Here is an 18,118-nt window from a genome sequence, read left to right as displayed (position 1 = left end):
TGAAAAAAGGGCAGCTTTCCGGGCTGCCCTTTTGTCTGATGATTGGTTTTTTTAGCTTAGCCGTGCGCGATCATGATGTGACGGGCAGCGGTGTAATCTTCGAGTGCGTAATGTGACATGTCCTTGCCATAGCCGGACTGTTTCAAACCACCATGGGGCATTTCATTGACCAGCATGAAGTGGGTGTTGATCCAGGTACAGCCATACCGCAGCCGCGCACTTGTTTGCATGGCGCGCGAGATATCCTTGGTCCAGATCGATGATGCCAGACCGTAATCGGAATCATTGGCCCATGCGACGGCCTCGTCAACATCGGTAAAGCGGGTGATGGATGCCACGGGGCCAAAGACCTCGCGGCGGACGATCTCGTCACTTTGCAGGGCACCTGCAATCACGGTCGGCTGATAGAAGAAGCCCGGCCCGTCATGCAGTTTGCCGCCGGTGGTAATTTCGATGTGCTTTTGTTCCGATGCGCGGGCGACAAAGCTCGCCACCCGGTCGCGCTGGCGTTCGGAAATCAGCGGGCCGATTTCGTTTTCAGCATCATCGGGACGGGCATAAGCAATGCTTGAAACCGCCGATGAAAGATCCGCCACCAGCTTGTCATGGATTTTCGGACCGGCATAGATGCGACATGCCGCTGTGCAATCCTGCCCGGCGTTATAGTAGCTGAAGGCGCGAAGGCCTTCGACCACGGCATCGACATCCGCGTCATCAAATACAATCACCGGCGCCTTGCCACCGAGTTCAAGATGGGTGCGCTTGACCGATTTGGCGGCGGCCTGAAGGACCTTTTTGCCGGTCGCGACATCGCCGGTGATCGAAACCATATCGACCTTGGGATGGTTGATCAGGGCATTGCCAACCGTTGCCCCACGGCCCAGAACGATGTTGACGACACCTTCGGGCAGGATATCGGCCAGAATGGTCGCAAGCTTAAGGGCTGTCAGCGGAGTTTGTTCAGACGGTTTGAAGACAACGGTGTTGCCCCCGGCAATGGCGGGGGCCAGTTTCCAGGCCATCATCATCATCGGATAGTTCCACGGCGCGATGGAACCCACAACCCCGATCGGATCGCGACGGATCATTGATGTATGACCGGGCATATATTCACCGGCAAGCGATCCTTGCATGCAGCGCACGGCACCGGCAAAGAAACGATAGCAATCGACAATGGCGGGGATTTCGTCATCGCGCACCGCATTGATCGGTTTGCCACAGTTAAGCGATTCCAGTTTGACGAATTCTTCGGCCTCGGCCTCGATCCGGTCGGCAATTTTCAGAAGGTAATTCGACCGTTCCGCCGGTGTGGTACGGGACCATGACTGGAATGCATGTTCGGCGGCATTTACGGCCCGGTCGATCTGTTCCATCGATGCTTCGGGCAGCATCATGATGGTTTCGCCGGTTTTGGGATTGATGATGTTTTCTTCGGCTTCGACGCCCGTTTCAAGGCTGCTGCCGATCAGCATCTTTGTGTCCATGATAAGCTCTCCCGTTTCTATCGTTATTACGTTGTTACTTCCCGGATCCGGCCACCTGATCGCCATCACGGGTCAGGTAATAGGCCGCAAGGATCGGCAGGACCGTGACCAGAACCACAACCATCGCCACTACATTGGTGACCGGTCGCTGGCGCGGTCGGACAAGTTCTTCGAGCATCCAGATCGGCAATGTTGATTGCTGACCGGCGGTAAAGGTCGTGACAATCACCTCGTCAAAGGACAGGGCAAAGGCCAGCATCCCCCCCGCCAAAAGGGCAGTGCCGATATTGGGCAGGATGACATGGCGGAATGTCTGGAAACTGTTTGCGCCCAGATCCATCGATGCTTCGACAAGCGACCCCGATGTCCGCCGGAACCGTGCGACCGCGTTGTTATAGACAACGACAACACAGAAGGTCGCGTGACCCAGAATGATCGTCCAGATCGAGAACGGGATGTCAGCAATGCTGAAGGCGGATCGAAGCGCAATACCGGTGATGATGCCCGGCAAGGCAATCGGCAGGATCACCAGAAGCGATATTGTTTCGCGGCCAAAGAATTTGGTCCGCGATACCGCCGCAGCACAAAGCGTTCCCAAAACCATGGCAATCACGGTCGAAATGGTCGCGACCTGAAGCGACAGTTTCAGTGCATCCCAGACATCCGGGCGGTTCCAGGTAACTTCCAGCCACTTCAGGGTGAAACCGGGCGGCGGCCACTGATATGATTTGTCTTCGGTCGTGAAGGCATAGACAAAGATCAGGGCAATGGGCAGATGCATGAAGGCAAGTCCAAGCCCGGCAGCTGCCTTAAGCGCAAAGGGTGCGCTTTGCTTTCCATCAGATCGCATCGAAAGCCCCCATACGTTTTGCACCCCAAAGATAGAAGCCCATGATGACAATCGGCACGACCGTAAAGGCCGCGGCCAGCGGAATGTTGCCCGCCGTGCCCTGCTGGGCATAGACGGCCTGACCGATAAACAGGCGTGATGACCCGACAATTTGCGGAATGATGTAATCGCCAAGGGTCAGCGAGAAGGTAAAAATCGACCCCGCGACAATACCGGGCAGGGCCAGCGGGAAAATCACATGGCGGAATGTCTGACCCGGCGTAGCGCCAAGATCACCGGATGCCTCGATATAGCTTCCCGGGACACGTTCAAGGGCGGCCTGAACCGGCAGAACCATGAAGGGCAACCAGACATAAAGGAACACAAGGAAAGTCCCGGTATAGCTGACCGACAGGGAATAGCCGCCAATGATCGGGATCGCCAGCCACGCTTCAAGCAGCCAGGTCAGATGCAGCTTGGCAAAAATCCATGTCAGGATGCCTTCCTTGGCAAGGATCAGTTTCCAGGCATAGACCTTGACCAGATAACTAGACCAAAGCGGCAGCATCACACCGATGTAAAACAGTGCCTTCCATTTACCGCGTGCATAGCGCGCGGCGAAATAGGCAATCGGAAAGGCCACACAGGCCGCGGCAACCGTAACGATGGCCGCCATGGAAACGGTGCGGATGATGATATCAAGATTGGCCGGACGGAACAGTTCGCCATAGGTTTTAAGCGTCAGTTCGTACTGAACCATCCCGGAAAATTCATCGATGGAAAAGAAGCTTTGCGCCAGCAACGCAAACAGCGATCCAAGATAGATGATGCCAAGCCACAGAACCGGCGGGGTCAGCATCAGGATCAAAAGCAGTTTGGGATTGCGCCAGAACCGGTCTGACAGCGATCCGGTCCATCCGCCCTGACCGGGCAGAATGGCCGTACCTTGCGCGGGTTCCGTGACGGGGGATGCGGCCGTCATTGGGCATCCTCCATCAAATGCAATTCGCTTTCCTGCCAACTGATCTGAACTGCGGCGCCATTTTGCGGCACGACCTGATCGGCAGCAATCAGGGCATTGATCCGCATATCGCCAAGCGCTAACCCGACCCGGGTGGTGCCGCCCAAATAGCTGCTTCCGGTCACGGTTGCTGCGTGGCCATCAGACTGAACAAAGCGGATGGCTTCGGGGCGCAGGCTGGCATAGGTGGCCTTGCCGGTCAGCTGTTTGACAAAATCGGGTTCAAGAACGTTTGATGATCCGACAAAATCGGCGACAAAGCGGCTTTGCGGACGTTGATAGATATCCTGCGGACTTCCGACCTGCTGGATTTTGCCGTCATTGAACACCGCAACCCGGTCGGCCATCGACAGAGCTTCGCCCTGATCATGGGTGACAAAGACGAACGTGATGCCAAGTTTGCGTTGCAGGGTTTTGAGTTCATCCTGCATCTGTTCACGCAGTTTCAGATCAAGCGCGCCCAGCGGTTCATCAAGCAGTAAGACCCTGGGTTTGTTGACCAAGGCACGGGCAAGGGCAACGCGCTGGCGCTGTCCACCGGAAAGCTGCCCCGGGCGACGGTCGCCATAGCCGGGCAGGGCGACAAGTTCGAGGGCCTCATTGGCGGCCTTGTGACGTTCGGCCTTGCCCATTCCCTGGATCATCAGGCCATAGGCCACATTGTCGATGATGTTCATGTGCGGGAACAGGGCGTAATCCTGAAACACGGTATTCACGTTGCGCCGATAGGGCGGCACGTTTTCGACCTTGGTGCCGAAGATTTCGATATGGCCGCTTGTCGGTTGCTCAAAGCCGGCAATCAGGCGCAGGCAGGTGGTTTTGCCCGATCCTGACGGGCCGAGCATGGCGAAAAATTCGCCCTCGGCAATTGACAGATCCACGTCATCAACGGCGCGAACCGCGCCGAAATGGCGTGAAACTCTTGAAAAGGAAACTGCAGTCGTCATTGGTAAACCAGTTGTTTGAAGCCCGCCCGCGCAGGGCGGGCTTCGGGTCGCAAGGGAGGTTGCGGGTGGCGCCCAATCGGGTGATGTGTGACCGTGGCTGATGCCCATCGCACGGCCAAGCCCCCCGGATTGGCAGCGATTGCGCAATTCAGCAGGCAGGCATCAGATGCCGGGTGTACGAGACACCTGACGCCCTACCATGTCTGGTCACAAGGAGGTCTTAGCGACCGCCAATCACACCGATATAGTCAGATACCCAACGGTAATAGGGGACGCATTCACCCTGACTTTCACATTTCGAAACCGGGGTTTGCCAGAAGCTTACGCGGTCGAAATCATCAAAGCCGTTGGTTGCACAACCCTCGTCACCCAAAAGGGCATTGCCTTTACAAGCAGCCGGAACTGCCGGGTTTGAACCGAACCATGCGGCAAGGTCGCCCTGAACTTTCGGTGACAGGGAATGTTCCATCCACAAATAGGCACAGGTCGGGTTTTCGGCATCGGCATGAAGCATGGTGGTATCGGCCCAGCCGGTCACACCTTCTTCGGGGATGGTCGATGCAATCGGAAGGCCTTCGGATTTCAGAAGGTTGACCTGGAACGGCCATGAACCCGATGCAACAACGCCTTCGTTCTTGAAGTCATCCATCTGGATGAAGGCGTCATGCCAATACCGCGAAACCAGTTCGCGCTGTCCGCGCAAAAGATCAAGGGCGGCGGCATATTGATCGGCATTGAGCTCATAGGGGCTTTTGATGCCCAGTTCCGGGTTATGCGCCATCAGATATTGCGCCGCATCGGCAATATGGATCGGACCGTCATAGGCCTGAACGCGGCCCTTGTTGGATTTGCCATCGGCCAGCGTCATTTCCTTGAAAACAACATCCCAGCTTTTCGGCGCTTCCTTGAAGGCCTCGGTATTATACATCAAAACGTTCGGCCCCCACTGATAGGGCGTGCCGTAATGTTTGCCGTCAACCGTGTGCCAGGGCGCACTTTTCAGACGGTCATCAACCGTGTTCCAGCTTGGAATAAGGTCGGTATTGATTGGCTGAACGCGTTTGCCGGCAATCATGCGAAGCGATGCATCGCCCGATGCGGTGACAAGGTCAAAGCCGCCCTCGTTCATCAGGGCGACCATTTCATCGGATGTGTTGGCGGTTTTGACATTTACCTTGCATCCGGTTTCTTTTTCAAACGATGTCACCCAGTCAAAATTGGCATCGGTTTCACCGCGTTCGATATAGCCCGGCCATGCAACGATATTCACGTTGCCTTCGGGGGTGCCAAGTTCGGTCATCATGTCGGCGGCTGCGGCCTGGCTGGCCGCAAAGGCAAGCACGACCATGACGGACGCGCCCGATTTCAGTAACGATTTCATAGTGATGTCTCCCAGTTGCAGGGCGTCAATTCGTGTGACTTTTATTTCCCGCAGCCAAGGGTACGCCGATCCTGAGCATTCACAATTTCATTTATCAGAAATACGTTATCGGTTTTTCCGATATCATACTGAAGCGTATGGTAGCAAAGCGATTGGGCGAGGCCAAAGCATGTTGCCTTAAATCTGGTTCACTTTGTTTGTTTTTGGCGGCCTTTGGCGACGTTACATCGTTTGAACGATGCGCCGCATCGTCCTGTGCGCTGTGCCTTGCCAAACGACACGCCAAAAACAAACCCTTCGGGCCGGGACATCGTTTTGCCCCACAGCGTCAAGGTTCTTGACCGTAGCCCCGCTACGCTCTGCAAACCTTTCCTTGCCGGACAAAATGATGCCTCCGGCAAAGTGGACCAGATTTAGGGCAATATGCTTTAACGCAGACGTGTCGCGCGGTGGGCCTGAGCCAATCCGATGAAATCGCGCGCGGCTTGTGAAAGCGGTGACCCTTTGCGCCAGACCACACCGACCTGAACCATCGGAAGGGTGCCCGATACATCGCGGCTTTCAATCCGGTCACCTTCAAGCGACCAGGGGCGATAAACCAGATCGGGCAGCAACGACAATCCTGCCCCGGTGGCGACCAGACTGCGTACTGCCTCGACCGATCTGGTGCGAAATGCCACCCGCGGACGGGTGCCCAGCGCACCAAGAAGCTTGCCGGTGGCCTCTTCGATTTCATCAACGGTCAACATGATCAGCGGTTCGGATGTCACATCATCAAGGGTGATGCTTTGCGCGGTGGCCAACCGATGACCAAGTGGCAACCACAGGCGATAGGGGGAAACTTCAAGAATTTCCGATTGCAGGGCAAGGCGATCGCGCAGGTTGGAAATCACCATGACCGCGGCATCAATTTCCCCGCCAATCAAAAGATGTTCCAGATAATCACCGTTATCTTCAATCGCACTGACCGTCACATGTGGATAGGCGCGGCGATAGCGGGCCAGAATGTCAGACAGAACATAACCGGCAACAAGCGAGGTCACGCCCAGATGCAATTCGCCCTGTTCGGCCTTGGCGGTGTCTTCGAATGCCTGTTTGGCGTCCGATACGCTGGCCAGGATCGTGGTGGCATGGCGCAGGAACTGATGCCCGTTATGGGTGATATTGAGGCCCCGCGAATGTCGGTCAAACAGGGTGACGCCCAGATCGGCTTCGAGTTCCTTGATCGCCTCGGTCACGGCAGATTGCGAAATCGACAGAATATGCGCCGCCCCCGATACAGTTCCCTGTTCGGCAACGGCGACGAAATATTGAAGCTGTCGAATGGTAAATGCCATGATGCCATCACGATAGGCGATGGCAGTTGCCTTGTCGCGGTTTTTTCGATACCGCGACAAGGAATGCAGATGGACTTAGCTTTCCACCAATTCCGGGGCCGGTTTGACCAGTGTTCTGGCGCCGGGATCGAAGCTGACCGACATGCCGCCATTGGGCAAATGTGTCGATGTGCAATGCCAGTCCAGCCGTTGGCAAATACGCCGGACAAGCTGCAAGCCGATGCCTTCGCCCTGCGGCGTGGTGCATTGGCCGTTACAGGTCGAAATGGTGTTTTCAACGGTCAGTTCGGTGCCGGTCAGGGTGATGGTGACCTGACCTTTTGGGGTGTGCTGGAACGCATTGCGGATCAGGTTGGAGACCACAATCATCAGGGCCGCACGTGATGTCGCGATTTCGGTTTCCCGGCTATCGGGGACAAAGTGGCATGTGACGTGTTTGCCCTCGGTCAAATAGGAAAGATCGCTGATTTCCTGTTCGATAAAGCTTGAAAAATGGATATGTTCGGTTTCGCCCAGCGGCGCGTTTTCCCGACCCAGCCACAAAAGCGTTTCAAGCAATTGCTGCATGTTGCGGTTTGCGCGTTTGATGCGTGCCATCACCCGTGACTGGGTAGTGTTCAGCGGGCTTTTTTCCAGAAGTTCGACATTGCCCGAAACGATGGTGACAGGCGTGCGCAATTCGTGGCTGGCCTGACGCAGGAATTCGCGTTCGCGGGCAACGAATTTGTCAATCTGGTCAACGGACCGATGCAGTTCGTGGGCAACGTCATTCAATTCTTCGAACCCGAAATCGGGGATCGGCGCACCAAGGTTGTCGGCGGTCAGGTTATTGGCCCAGCTTTGCAAATCTTCGGACGGTTTGGTCAGGCGTTTGCCAATGATCCACAGGAACCACGCAAAGATGCAGATCACGATCAGGGCAAAGGGAACAGACAGCCACGCCAGATTATGCAGGCGTTCGAAAAACACACTGTCGCCGTCACCCACGTGATAGGTCTGCAAAATCAGGATGTTGCGCCCATCGGCAAGCTGATGGGGAAAGACCAGAAAGATCGGATTTTCCGGGGTTTTCTGATCGGTATATTGATCGGTATTGATGTAGAAAAGCTCGCCGGTTTCCAGATCGTCGGGTGTGACATGGGCGCGCAATTCGGCGGGCAACTGATCAAAATTTTCAAAGGATTCAATATTGAACCCCTTGGGCAGGGGCGCATTCGGGTCACGAAGAAGTTGATCGTCATATTGTTCGGCAATCAGCTGAAGCTGAAAGGCTGCGACCATCCACTTGCCATAGAGCATGTAGAAATTAAGCACGGCGGTATAAAGAACCAGCGTGATGATCAGACCCAGTAACACGTAATTGCGCACAAAGCGCGAAAAGGAGCGGGTCTTGGGGGCACAGCAGTGTGACGACATAACAGTTACTCGCGCAGGGCCACGCCCTGGCCCGGAATGGTGTGAATAAGATTTTGCTCGAACGGTTTGTCGATCCGATGGCGCAATTTGTAAAGATGCGTTTTCAGCGCATTGGTATCAGGCGGGTCGCCCTGCCACAATGCCATTGAAAGGCGCGACCGGGTGACAACGCGCGGGCTGTTTTGCGCAAGAACTTCCAATATCGTCCAACCGGTTGGCGATACGTTGATATTTTGCCCGGCCCGCACGACCGAACGGTTTTCAAAATCAATCCGAAGGTCCCCAAGCGAGAAACGCTTTACCTCGCCACTGCGCCGACGTGACAAAACGCGGGTCCGCAGCAAAAGTTCTTCAAGTGCAAACGGTTTGACCAGATAGTCATCGGCACCGGCATGGAAACCTTCGATCTTGTCATCAAGGGTATCGCGCGCGGTCAGCATCAAGACCGGGGTATCGATCCCTTCATCGCGGAGCGCCTTGCAAATGCTGATGCCGTCGCGAAATGGCAACATCAGATCAAGCAAGATAACGTCATATTCTCCGGTCAGGGCCATTTTGAACGCGGTTTCGCCGTCATAGGCATGGTCGCATTCGACCCCTTCAATCGTCAGATAGTCACTGACGGTTGCGGCGATATCCATATTGTCCTCGACCAGAAGGACCATGATGTTGGCGGTTGCTTTCATTCACGTCATCTCGTTAACAGCGCGCAGGGTTACCATGGCGCATTTCCACCCGCAGGTCAGCCGGAAATGCCCGGCTTGCCAGATACGGCCGAGCCAGCGGGCATGCTCAGAACGGCATTCAGATCGTCACGGGTATCGATATCAAAACGCGCGGCTTCAAGTTCAAGACCGATCACGTCATGATCCGCCCCGTTCAGGATTGCGCGCGCCCCCGATGGCCCGGACAGGGTGGCAATTTCGGAAAACAGGCTTGCCGGAAACAGGGCCGGAACACCAAAGCCACCGGAATAGCGCGTGGCAATGATGTGTTCACCGTCAAAGAATCCGATCAGTTTTTGATATTCGCCACGGCCTAGCCTGACCTGATCACACAGCGCGATCAGAACGGCGTGATAATCCCCGTTTTTCGCAATGGCCTTAATGCCAGCAGCGATCGAGCTTCCCATCCCCGATGCCCAGTCCGGATTGTCAACGATATGGCAATCGGTACCAATGACCGGGCGAATTTCATCGGCAAAAGCACCCAGCACGACAAAGCGATCAAGCCCCGGCAAACTGGCAAGCGCATCGATCGTGTGGCGGATCATCGGAACGCCATGAATGTCGGCCAACTGTTTGCGGCCGCCAAAACGCGTACTTTCGCCCGCAGCCAGAATAAGGGCAGCGCATTTGGGCACCGGATGATTTGTCTGCGGGGTCATGAATGCATCAGTCTTATTCCGCAGCCTGCGCCATGGCCGGTGCGGCGCGCTGCTTGAACAGGGCGTGATGGATGCCCGACAACATCGAAAGCGCAATGCTTTCGGGCAATTGCCCGCCAATATCCAGACCCGCAGGGCTTGAAATATCAAATGCCAGATCATTGCGGGTCAGGCCTGCGCGTTCAAGCACATCGGCAAAACGATGGCGCGGGCCAAGGGCCGAAAGATGCCGGATCGGGGTGTCGCACAAAACGCCAAGTGCATTGGCATCAATGCCGACACTATGCGCCATCAGGATCACGGCATCGACCCGCTGATCGCGGACATAGACGGCAAGGTCCTGGTCAATAGTGCGCAGGATCATATCGGCCTGCGGAAAATGTTCGGGCCGCGCATTGGCGGGGCGCGGATCGACCAGTGTGGTTTTCCAGCCCATGGTATGGGCAATCCCGATCACCGGGCGGGCATCAATGCCACCCCCCACCACAAGGATGTGGGGTTCGGAGGAAATCGGCGTAACCAGCCAGTCGCCATCGATACGATTTTCGATATGGGCGGGCGGGTTGGCGTGAATTTCACCAGTCTGAAAATAGCCTTCGACCGCGTTGATTTTCTGAAAATAAAGGCCGCCTTGGCGTCTGGTCAGGGCGCTGTGCAAATCCGACAGGCCAAGGTCGTTTTCGGCACTGACCGGTTGCAGCATGATATGGACCGTGCCGCCACATCCAACACCAAGCTTGAAGGAAAGGTCGTCTTCGTCATTGCCGTCATAGGTCAGCATGACCGGGCGACCGGTCAGCATGGCCTTGCGGGCATTGCGGATAATGTCGGCCTCAAGACAACCACCACTCAGCAGGCCGAACTGCTGTCCGTGCCCGTTAATCAGCATCATTGCCCCGGCCTTGCGATAGGCCGATCCTTCGGTGCGGTAAACCGTGCCCAGCACCCATTCGGTGCTGTTGCGGTTTTCCTGCCAGGCCGACAGCATGGCGGAAAGTTGGTTATTCATCAGTCACACGCCCTTTCAATAAAAGGGGAGCTGCCCGGAGAGCCGGGGAAGGGGAAGAAATTTGGTCCCCCGGGCAGCGATGCCGGCAATGCCGACGATACCTTAGACGAAATCGAAACCGGCCTTGGTCATGGGAAGATCAAGGATCCGTTTGCCGGTTTGGGCAAAGATGGCGTTGGCAACAGCCGGACCGGTCGGGGGAACGCCCGGTTCGCCAACACCGGTTGGTGCATTGTTCGATGAAACAATGGCGACTTCGATTTCCGGCATTTCCGGATTGCGCAGCAATTCATAGTCCGGGAAGTTGTACTGATCGACTTCGCCGTCGGTCAGGGTGACTTCGTTGCGGAAGATGGCCGAAAGGGCATAGCCCGCCCCGCCTTCCATCTGGGCACGGATGACATCGGGATTGATGGCAACCCCGCATTCGACCGCCATGAACAGCTTGTTGACGTGAACAGTGGTGTCTTCGACCGTGACATCGGCAACCACTGCCACACAGGTATTGAACGAGAAGTGGGCAGCAAAGCCGCGCTTGTCGCCTTTTTGCCAACCGGAAATCTCGCGGACCAGTTTGATGGCCTCGATCATGCGGGCCTGATTGGCACCAGACGGGTCGAGCATGGCAAGACGCATGTCAATCGGGTCCTGACCGGTTTCGGTCGCGACCATATCCATCAGACTTTCCATCACAAAGCCGGTATGGGTATGACCGACTGACCGCCACCAGTTGATCGGAACCGCGGTGGTAAAGTCACTTAGACCGATCCCCATATTGGGAAGGGTATAAAGACTTTCGGCGACTCCTTCGACCGAGGTCGGGTCAACGCCGTTCTGAACCATCATTTCGAACGGGCCACCCTTGGCGATCGATTTGGTTGCCAGACGATGATCCCAGCCGACAATCTTGCCATCGGCATCAATGCCGATTTTGGCACGATGGGCCGACATCGGGCGATAATAGCCGCCCTTGATATCGTCTTCGCGGCTCCAGACCAGTTTGACCGGAACCTTGCGTCCGGAAACGGCAAAGGCCATGGCGGCTTCGACATTGTAATCCGATGCCGCATTGGCACGACGGCCAAATGATCCGCCAGCATAAAGCGTTCTGATCTCGACCTTGGACGGATCAATGCCAAGGGTTGCTGCGACCATCGGACGGGTCAGGGTCGGGAACTGGCAGCCGTCATGAACGCGCACACCATCCCCAACCGGCTCAATCGTGCAGTTTTCCGGCTCCAGCGGTGCATGGGCCAGGAACGGGAAGGTGAATTGTGCATCAATCGTTTTGGCGGCCCCTTCAAGGATCGGTGTAACCGAGGCCAGCGGCACTTCGTGATTGGCATCAAATTGCGGGGCATCAAGCAATGCAACATGATCGGCAATCATGGCATCGGTGCTGCGTGTTTCCGCCGCACTGAAATCCCATTCAACCGACAGGGCGTCACGGGCCTGAAACGCCGCCCAGGTATTTTTGCCAAAGGCAACCACGCCGGCCTTGTTGGGCAGAACCTGTGCAGCGATAAAACCACCGACATCCTTGGCCGCACTGTCATCAAATGACACCACCGTGCCGCCGAATTTCGGGCTGCGGATGATGGCGGCATAGATCATGCCAGGCAGATTGACATCCATGGCAAACATCGCGGTGCCATTGGTTTTACCGGTATTGTCCTTGCGGTGCAGCTTGTCACTGCCAATCAGTTTGAACTGATCGGGGGTTTTGACCGCGGGCTTTTCGACAGGGGAAAGCGTTGCGGCGATGGCAACGAATTCGCCGAAATGACCGGATTTTCCGCCCGATGACAGCATGCCGTTTTCAACCGTGATGGTTGATGCATCGACACCCCAGCTTTGGGCGGCAGCACGTACCAGAAGGTCGCGCGCAGCCGCACCGGCTTCGCGATACTGCATGAAGGAGTTGGCGATCGAGGTCGATCCACCCGTGCCTTGCGCACCAAAGAACAGGTTCTTGTAGCGTTCAACATCGGCCGGGGCGAATTCGGGAACGACCGTATCCCAATTGGCATCGAGTTCTTCGGCGACCAGTGTGGTCAGGCCGGTTGTCGTGCCCTGGCCCATTTCGAAATGCTTGATGATGACGGTAACGGTGCCATCGGCATCGATTTTGACAAACGGGTTCAGATCGGTTGCCGCCGTCGCCGTTGAACCGGCCGCGAGAACACCCTTGGCATTGATCCCGACCAGAAGGGCAGTGGTGCCCGCAGCAGATGCCTTAAGGAAACCGCGACGTGAAACATTGATGTTCATGACTTAGGCCTCCAGCTTTTGGGATGCGAGCTTGATGGCTTCGTTGATGCGGACATAGGTCACACAGCGGCAGGCATTGCCATTCATGTAATCCTTGATGTCATCATCGGTCGGTTTCGGGTTTTCGGTCAAAAGACCGATGGCCGACATGATCTGACCGGACTGGCACCAGCCGCACTGCACGACGTCTTTTTCACGCCACGCTTCCTGAACGGCTTGGGCAACCTTGTCGGTCGCACCTTCGATGGTGGTGATTTCGCTATCAACCGCGTCTTCGACAAAGGTCTGGCAGGAACGGGTAGGGTAACCGTCCACATGCACGGTGCAGGCACCGCAATAGGCAACACCGCAACCGAACTTGGTCCCGGTCAGTTGAAGTTCATCGCGCAAAACCCAAAGCAACGGTGTGCCGGGTTCGGCATCAACGGTGCGGGTCTCGCCATTGATTTTAAGCTGATATTGCATGACCGCCTCATCTCTCTCTTTTGGCTTGTTATGGGCGATCATCACGCAGGCGCAGGTAACCAAGCGGTAAACGGGTATTTGGCCCATTTACCGTGGGCTCCGAACAGGGTGATCAACTTTTCCAAACGGCCAAAAACAGGCTGGTCGCGACGGGTGTTTCGGGGGGATAGTTGATCGAAGCATGGGGGGAAATCAAAAAAAGCGGACGCAACAAGGTTGCGCCCGCTTCTATCGATGCTGCTTATGATTGGGAGACGAAGCAGATCGGAAACCATATTTGTTAGACGACAGCTATTCAAACAGAACGCCCGGGTTCATGCGGTTTTCCGGATCAAAGACCTGTTTGACGTTTTTCATCAGCTCATACCGCAGCGGGTCCGCAAGACGTTTCAGCTCGTCCGTCAGTTTGCGGCCAACGCCATGTTCGGCGCTGAACGTTCCGCCGAAACTTGCGGCAATATCATGCACGCAGGTCTGAACATCGTGGGTAACTGCTTCGGGATCGGGCAGGCTTTTCCAGTAATCATGCGGGAACATCAGGATGTAATGCACATTGCCGTCCCCCAGATGGTTGACCAGAAGCGGGGTCGCCATCGGGAATTTTTCAGCAGTGACTTCCTTGGCCTTAGCGATGAATGCGGGGACCTTGGATACGCGCACGGCAACGTCATGGACCATGCCCATGCCTTCAAGCTTGTTGGCCTCGGTCACGGAATGACGGACATGCCAGATTTGTTCGGCCTGTTGGGAATGGGTCGCGATGAAAGCATCAAGAACCGATCCGTTTTCAAGATTTTCGCCAAGGATTTCCTCGAACGCGGCATTCAGATCAACCGTGCTGTCATTCGATGTCAGTTCGATCATCAATGACCATTCCGGCACGCTGTCAAAGGGCACATGCACACGGTCGATATGACGGACGACGGCATCAATTTCGGTGCCGGACAGAAGTTCGAATGCCTCGACATAGGAACCGCATTTTTCCTGAAACTCGGTGAACAGACGCACCGCAGATTCCGGGGAATCAACCGACACCCACGCATGGGCATCATTGGTGTTTTCCGGATGCAGACGAAGGGCTGCGCCGGTTACGATGCCAAGTGTACCTTCGGCTCCGATGAACAGGTGTTTAAGGTCATAGCCGGTATTGTTTTTCTTAAGGCCTTCAAGATCGCTTAGAATGCGGCCATCGGCCAGAACGACTTCGATGCCACAAACCAGATCACGCATCGGGCCATATTTCACAACGCCGGTGCCACCGGCATTGGTCGAAATCAGACCGCCAATCTGCGCACTGCCTTCACTGCCAAGATACAGCGGGAACTGGCGTTTGTGGGCTTTGGTCTTTTCATGCAGCTCGGCCAGGATCACACCGGCATCGACAGTGGCAATATTGGCCGCAACATCAATGTCGCGGATTTGCTTCATGCGTTGCAGGCTGATGACGATACCGGGTTTGTCTTCGGGCGACGGGCTTTCGGGCACACCGCCATAGCAAAGACCGGTATTTCCCCCGAGGGGAAATACCGGCTGCCCTTCCTCGGCAGCCACCTTCATCGTCAGGGAGACCTCCTCGACGCTGGCTGGAAGCGCAACGCAAACCGCCTTGCCTTGCCTGCGATCACGCCAATCGGTCAAGAAGGGGCGCATTTCTTGAGGATCGGTGATCAAACCTTTATCGCCGAGAATTTGGAGGAGACGATCAATCATGGCAGGTCCTTGGAAAAGATAAATCAGGCGACGTTGGCAACTGAGGTAACATCGAAAGCAGACTTAAGGGCTGCCATCGTGTCCTGGGACGGGCTTTGCAGCGGAAGGCGGACATCGCCGACCGGCTGACCAGCCATTTCCATGTATTTCTTAAGCGGGCCTGGATTGGTTTCGCGATAGATCGCATCAATCGCGCAATCAAGCTTGGTCTGAAGTTTCAGCGCTTCGTTCAGTTTGCCTTCGCGTGCAAGATTGAAAATCTCGATCCAGATTTCCGGATAGATGTTGGCAGAAGCCAGAACGCCACCCTTGGCACCCATGGTTACATGGGTCGCGAAGAGCGGTTCTTCGCCACTGAGGATCGCCATTTTCTCACCGGCAAATTTCATGGTCTTGATGAATTCCGGCATGTCGTAGTTCGAGCATTTCATGCCGATGATCGAGCCGTCTTCTGCCATTGCCTGAATGGTTTCGGCCTTGGTGGCAACGGTGGTACGACGCGGAATTTCATAAAGAAGAACGGGAACGCCGACTTCGTTACGATAGTTGGCGAAATATTCGCGCATGCCTTCCTGGGTGCCAGCGGCATAATACGGGGTCACGGTCATGACACCGGCCGCACCGACAGCTTCAAAATCCTTGCCTGCTTCGACAGCATCAAGGAAGCCGGTCGAAAGAACACCCGGAATGACCGGTGCGTCGCCCGCGGCTTCAACACAGGTTTTAACAATGTCCTTGCGTTCCTGACGCGACAGGGCGGGGTATTCACCGGTACCACCGATCGGGACGATACCGGTTGCACCAGCGGCAAGCTGACGGGAGACCAGCGCTGCAAGGGCATTGTGATCAACAGATTTGTCTGCGGCGAAGGGCGTGACAATGGCGGTATAAAGGCCACTGATATCGTTTTTGGTGAGCGTCATTTTAGTCTCATATCTTTTGGGTGGTGGCGATTAGTCGAGGAAGCCGAGCAAACGCGGCAATGTCAGTGAAACAGCCGGGACATAAGTCACGATCAGCAACACAACGATATTCGAAACAAGGAACGGGAAACTTTTGCGGACAATGGCGGCAAGGGGCTGGCCGCTGATGGCCGATCCCAGATAAAGTCCCAATCCATAAGGTGGTGTCATCAACCCGATCATGACGTTAACAACCATGATCACACCGAATTGCACCGGATCGACACCCATTGCGGCAACGATCGGGGTGAAAAGCGGTGCAAACAGCAGCAACTGAACAGAATCCCCGATCCAAAGACCATTGATCAGGAAGAAGATGTTGAGGCACAGCAGCAGCATCCAGGGCTGCATATCAAGGTTTGCGATCAGGTCCGTCAGCTCGGACGGTACGCGCTCGGTAGCAAGGATCCAACTGATGACGCTGGCAAAGCCGACAATCAGATAAACCGACGCAGATGTCCGCACAGCACGATCAAGGATGTCCCAGATCTGTTTAAGCGACAGGGTGCGGTAAGCGCAGATACCAACAACAATGGCATAGGCAACGGCAATTGATGCGGCCTCGGTTGCGGTAAAAATGCCCGAAATGATCCCGCCAATGATGATCAGCGGCATGAACAAAGCCCAGAACGCATTATAGAAAATGCGGAACGCAAGGCCAAAGGTCAGGGCCTTGATCGGGTTGGCCGGGAAGTTGTTTTTGCGTGCGATGAAATAGATCACGATGATCTGCGCGATCCCCATCAACGCACCGGGTACCGCGCCGCCCAGGAACAGGGCCGCAACTGACGTGTTGGTCAGGCTCGAAAAAATGATCAGCGGGATAGATGGCGGAATGATCGGTCCCTGAATGGCGGAGCTGACCGTAACGGCCGCGGCAAAGTCCGCGCGGTAACCGTCCTTTTTCATCATGTCGATTTCGACAGGACCAAGGGCCGAAATATCGGCAAGGGCGGAACCGGAAACGCCGGAAAACATCATCGAACCGACAACGTTGACATAGGCCAGACCGCCGCGCCAGCGACCGACCAGCAGGCGGGAAAACTGAACAAGCCGTTCTGTCATTCCCACCGATGTCATGATTTCACCGGCAATGATAAACAGCGGAATCGATAGCCAGATAAACACATCCATCCCGGTAAAGAATTTATGGGAATACATGTGCAGCATGTCGGTCATGCCGGGCTTGACGAAGAAATAGGAAAGACCGGCGAAACCGATCGCAAAGATTACCGGGCTGCCGAGGAACATCAGCAACAGCAACAACCCGATCATGGTGATAAGTGCGTAATCCATAATGGCCCTCAGAGCTCGGCGCGAAGAAGAGATGCTTCCTGCTCAAGATCGGGACCTTTGATCAGGTCACGAATGGCCAGGATAACCATGTGGAACAACATCAGAGCTGCTCCGACCGGAACAGAGAGATAGATCCAGAACCACGACAGATTGAGTGCTGCTGACGTGCGACGCATTCCAAAGATTGCGGAATCGATGCCCTTGATCAGCAGAACCGTCAGCAGGAATGCCAGAAGCAGGCGGAACAGGGCATTGCGATAGCCAAGCCATTTGCGCGGCCAGAACTTGTCAAAGAAATCAACGCAGACAAGTTGTTCGTCGCGGACAAGCAGACTGCCACCAAGCATCACTACCCACACCATCAGAAAGCGTGATGCTTCTTCCGGCCAGGGTAGGGAAAAACCGAAGCCAAATCGCAAAACGACCTGCATGAACAGGACAACGGCGACGGATGCCAGCATCAGTCGTGCAACGACTGAGGTGCCATAGGCAACGGCCAATGAAAGTTTATCGAGGGTCTGAAGCATGAAGGTCCTCTCTCGGATTGTGTTTCGGGCAGGTGAAACATCAATCGCAGAACGGCGTGCGAATGGACCGAGTACA

The 18,118-nt window shown here is 55.5% G+C and carries 16 protein-coding genes; all 16 read right to left on the bottom strand.

Annotation, left to right across the window (positions count from 1 at the left end; all coding sequences use genetic code 11):
* Nucleotides 1-56 precede the first annotated feature (56 nt).
* The gene (locus CU041_RS11960) at nucleotides 57-1,484 is read right to left on the bottom strand and encodes a gamma-aminobutyraldehyde dehydrogenase (protein ID WP_068516963.1); all 1,428 of its coding nucleotides are present in this window, start codon (nucleotides 1,482-1,484) and stop codon (nucleotides 57-59) included.
* A 34-nt stretch (nucleotides 1,485-1,518) separates the two neighbouring features.
* Nucleotides 1,519-2,334 (bottom strand): ABC transporter permease, encoded by an 816-nt coding sequence (locus tag CU041_RS11955; protein WP_101247115.1) that lies wholly within the window; start codon nucleotides 2,332-2,334, stop codon nucleotides 1,519-1,521.
* Nucleotides 2,324-3,295 carry an ABC transporter permease gene (locus CU041_RS11950; protein ID WP_068516961.1) on the bottom strand — a complete coding sequence of 324 codons (972 nt, stop codon included), beginning with the start codon at nucleotides 3,293-3,295 and terminating at the stop codon, nucleotides 2,324-2,326. Before CU041_RS11950 ends, CU041_RS11955 begins: the two co-directional genes overlap by 11 nt.
* Complete coding sequence (locus CU041_RS11945; RefSeq protein WP_101247114.1) at nucleotides 3,292-4,281, bottom strand: ABC transporter ATP-binding protein; 990 nt, start codon at nucleotides 4,279-4,281, stop codon at nucleotides 3,292-3,294. The genes CU041_RS11950 and CU041_RS11945 overlap by 4 nt, the downstream gene beginning before the upstream one ends.
* Before the next feature lie 220 nt (nucleotides 4,282-4,501).
* Nucleotides 4,502-5,662, bottom strand: a complete 1,161-nt coding sequence (locus tag CU041_RS11940; protein WP_101247113.1) for an ABC transporter substrate-binding protein — start codon at nucleotides 5,660-5,662, stop codon at nucleotides 4,502-4,504.
* 428 nt (nucleotides 5,663-6,090) lie between these two features.
* A complete protein-coding gene (locus CU041_RS11935; RefSeq protein WP_068517017.1) occupies nucleotides 6,091-6,999 on the bottom strand; it encodes a LysR substrate-binding domain-containing protein in 909 nt (302 codons plus the stop codon).
* A 75-nt stretch (nucleotides 7,000-7,074) separates the two neighbouring features.
* The gene (locus tag CU041_RS11930; RefSeq protein WP_101247112.1) at nucleotides 7,075-8,415 is read right to left on the bottom strand and encodes a sensor histidine kinase; all 1,341 of its coding nucleotides are present in this window, start codon (nucleotides 8,413-8,415) and stop codon (nucleotides 7,075-7,077) included.
* A gap of 5 nt (nucleotides 8,416-8,420) precedes the next feature.
* Complete coding sequence (locus CU041_RS11925) at nucleotides 8,421-9,101, bottom strand: response regulator transcription factor (RefSeq protein ID WP_101247111.1); 681 nt, start codon at nucleotides 9,099-9,101, stop codon at nucleotides 8,421-8,423.
* 56 nt (nucleotides 9,102-9,157) lie between these two features.
* Entirely contained in the window at nucleotides 9,158-9,802 is a 645-nt protein-coding gene (locus CU041_RS11920) for a nucleotidyltransferase family protein (protein ID WP_101247110.1), read from the bottom strand.
* 13 nt (nucleotides 9,803-9,815) lie between these two features.
* Nucleotides 9,816-10,811, bottom strand: coding sequence for an XdhC family protein (locus CU041_RS11915; protein ID WP_101247109.1), 996 nt, complete (start codon nucleotides 10,809-10,811; stop codon nucleotides 9,816-9,818).
* Nucleotides 10,812-10,913: 102 nt separating this feature from the next.
* Entirely contained in the window at nucleotides 10,914-13,082 is a 2,169-nt protein-coding gene (locus tag CU041_RS11910) for a xanthine dehydrogenase family protein molybdopterin-binding subunit (RefSeq protein WP_101247108.1), read from the bottom strand.
* Nucleotides 13,083-13,085: 3 nt separating this feature from the next.
* Nucleotides 13,086-13,547, bottom strand: coding sequence for a (2Fe-2S)-binding protein (locus tag CU041_RS11905; RefSeq protein ID WP_101247107.1), 462 nt, complete (start codon nucleotides 13,545-13,547; stop codon nucleotides 13,086-13,088).
* 291 nt (nucleotides 13,548-13,838) lie between these two features.
* Nucleotides 13,839-15,197: an FAD-binding oxidoreductase gene (locus CU041_RS11900; RefSeq protein ID WP_267893501.1), complete on the bottom strand. Its 1,359-nt coding sequence runs from the start codon at nucleotides 15,195-15,197 to the stop codon at nucleotides 13,839-13,841.
* 83 nt (nucleotides 15,198-15,280) lie between these two features.
* On the bottom strand, nucleotides 15,281-16,180 hold the full coding sequence (dapA, locus tag CU041_RS11895; protein WP_101247105.1) for a 4-hydroxy-tetrahydrodipicolinate synthase: 900 nt from the start codon (nucleotides 16,178-16,180) through the stop codon (nucleotides 15,281-15,283).
* Between the two features lie 30 nt (nucleotides 16,181-16,210).
* A complete protein-coding gene (locus tag CU041_RS11890) occupies nucleotides 16,211-17,515 on the bottom strand; it encodes a TRAP transporter large permease (RefSeq protein WP_101247104.1) in 1,305 nt (434 codons plus the stop codon).
* 8 nt (nucleotides 17,516-17,523) lie between these two features.
* A complete protein-coding gene (locus CU041_RS11885) occupies nucleotides 17,524-18,042 on the bottom strand; it encodes a TRAP transporter small permease (RefSeq protein ID WP_101247103.1) in 519 nt (172 codons plus the stop codon).
* Between the last annotated feature and the right edge of the window lie 76 nt (nucleotides 18,043-18,118).

The organism is Thalassospira povalilytica (assembly GCF_002844235.1).
Classification (GTDB): domain Bacteria; phylum Pseudomonadota; class Alphaproteobacteria; order Rhodospirillales; family Thalassospiraceae; genus Thalassospira; species Thalassospira povalilytica.
The sequence above is the reverse complement of the archived record's forward strand: the minus strand, read 5'-3'. Positions and strand labels throughout refer to the sequence as shown.

Excerpts from the sequence above, each read along its gene's own strand:
- CU041_RS11900 (WP_267893501.1), bottom strand. The coding sequence starts at position 15,197 with ATGCGCCCCTTCTTGACCGATTGGCGTGATCGCAGGCAAGGCAAGGCG.
- CU041_RS11930 (WP_101247112.1), bottom strand. The coding sequence starts at position 8,415 with ATGTCGTCACACTGCTGTGCCCCCAAGACCCGCTCCTTTTCGCGCTTT.
- CU041_RS11950 (WP_068516961.1), bottom strand. The coding sequence starts at position 3,295 with ATGACGGCCGCATCCCCCGTCACGGAACCCGCGCAAGGTACGGCCATT.
- CU041_RS11945 (WP_101247114.1), bottom strand. The coding sequence starts at position 4,281 with ATGACGACTGCAGTTTCCTTTTCAAGAGTTTCACGCCATTTCGGCGCG.
- CU041_RS11940 (WP_101247113.1), bottom strand. The coding sequence starts at position 5,662 with ATGAAATCGTTACTGAAATCGGGCGCGTCCGTCATGGTCGTGCTTGCC.
- CU041_RS11915 (WP_101247109.1), bottom strand. The coding sequence starts at position 10,811 with ATGAATAACCAACTTTCCGCCATGCTGTCGGCCTGGCAGGAAAACCGC.
- CU041_RS11910 (WP_101247108.1), bottom strand. The coding sequence starts at position 13,082 with ATGAACATCAATGTTTCACGTCGCGGTTTCCTTAAGGCATCTGCTGCG.
- dapA (WP_101247105.1), bottom strand. The coding sequence starts at position 16,180 with ATGACGCTCACCAAAAACGATATCAGTGGCCTTTATACCGCCATTGTC.
- CU041_RS11885 (WP_101247103.1), bottom strand. The coding sequence starts at position 18,042 with ATGCTTCAGACCCTCGATAAACTTTCATTGGCCGTTGCCTATGGCACC.
- CU041_RS11955 (WP_101247115.1), bottom strand. The coding sequence starts at position 2,334 with ATGCGATCTGATGGAAAGCAAAGCGCACCCTTTGCGCTTAAGGCAGCT.
- CU041_RS11890 (WP_101247104.1), bottom strand. The coding sequence starts at position 17,515 with ATGGATTACGCACTTATCACCATGATCGGGTTGTTGCTGTTGCTGATG.
- CU041_RS11935 (WP_068517017.1), bottom strand. The coding sequence starts at position 6,999 with ATGGCATTTACCATTCGACAGCTTCAATATTTCGTCGCCGTTGCCGAA.
- CU041_RS11920 (WP_101247110.1), bottom strand. The coding sequence starts at position 9,802 with ATGACCCCGCAGACAAATCATCCGGTGCCCAAATGCGCTGCCCTTATT.
- CU041_RS11960 (WP_068516963.1), bottom strand. The coding sequence starts at position 1,484 with ATGGACACAAAGATGCTGATCGGCAGCAGCCTTGAAACGGGCGTCGAA.
- CU041_RS11925 (WP_101247111.1), bottom strand. The coding sequence starts at position 9,101 with ATGAAAGCAACCGCCAACATCATGGTCCTTCTGGTCGAGGACAATATG.
- CU041_RS11905 (WP_101247107.1), bottom strand. The coding sequence starts at position 13,547 with ATGCAATATCAGCTTAAAATCAATGGCGAGACCCGCACCGTTGATGCC.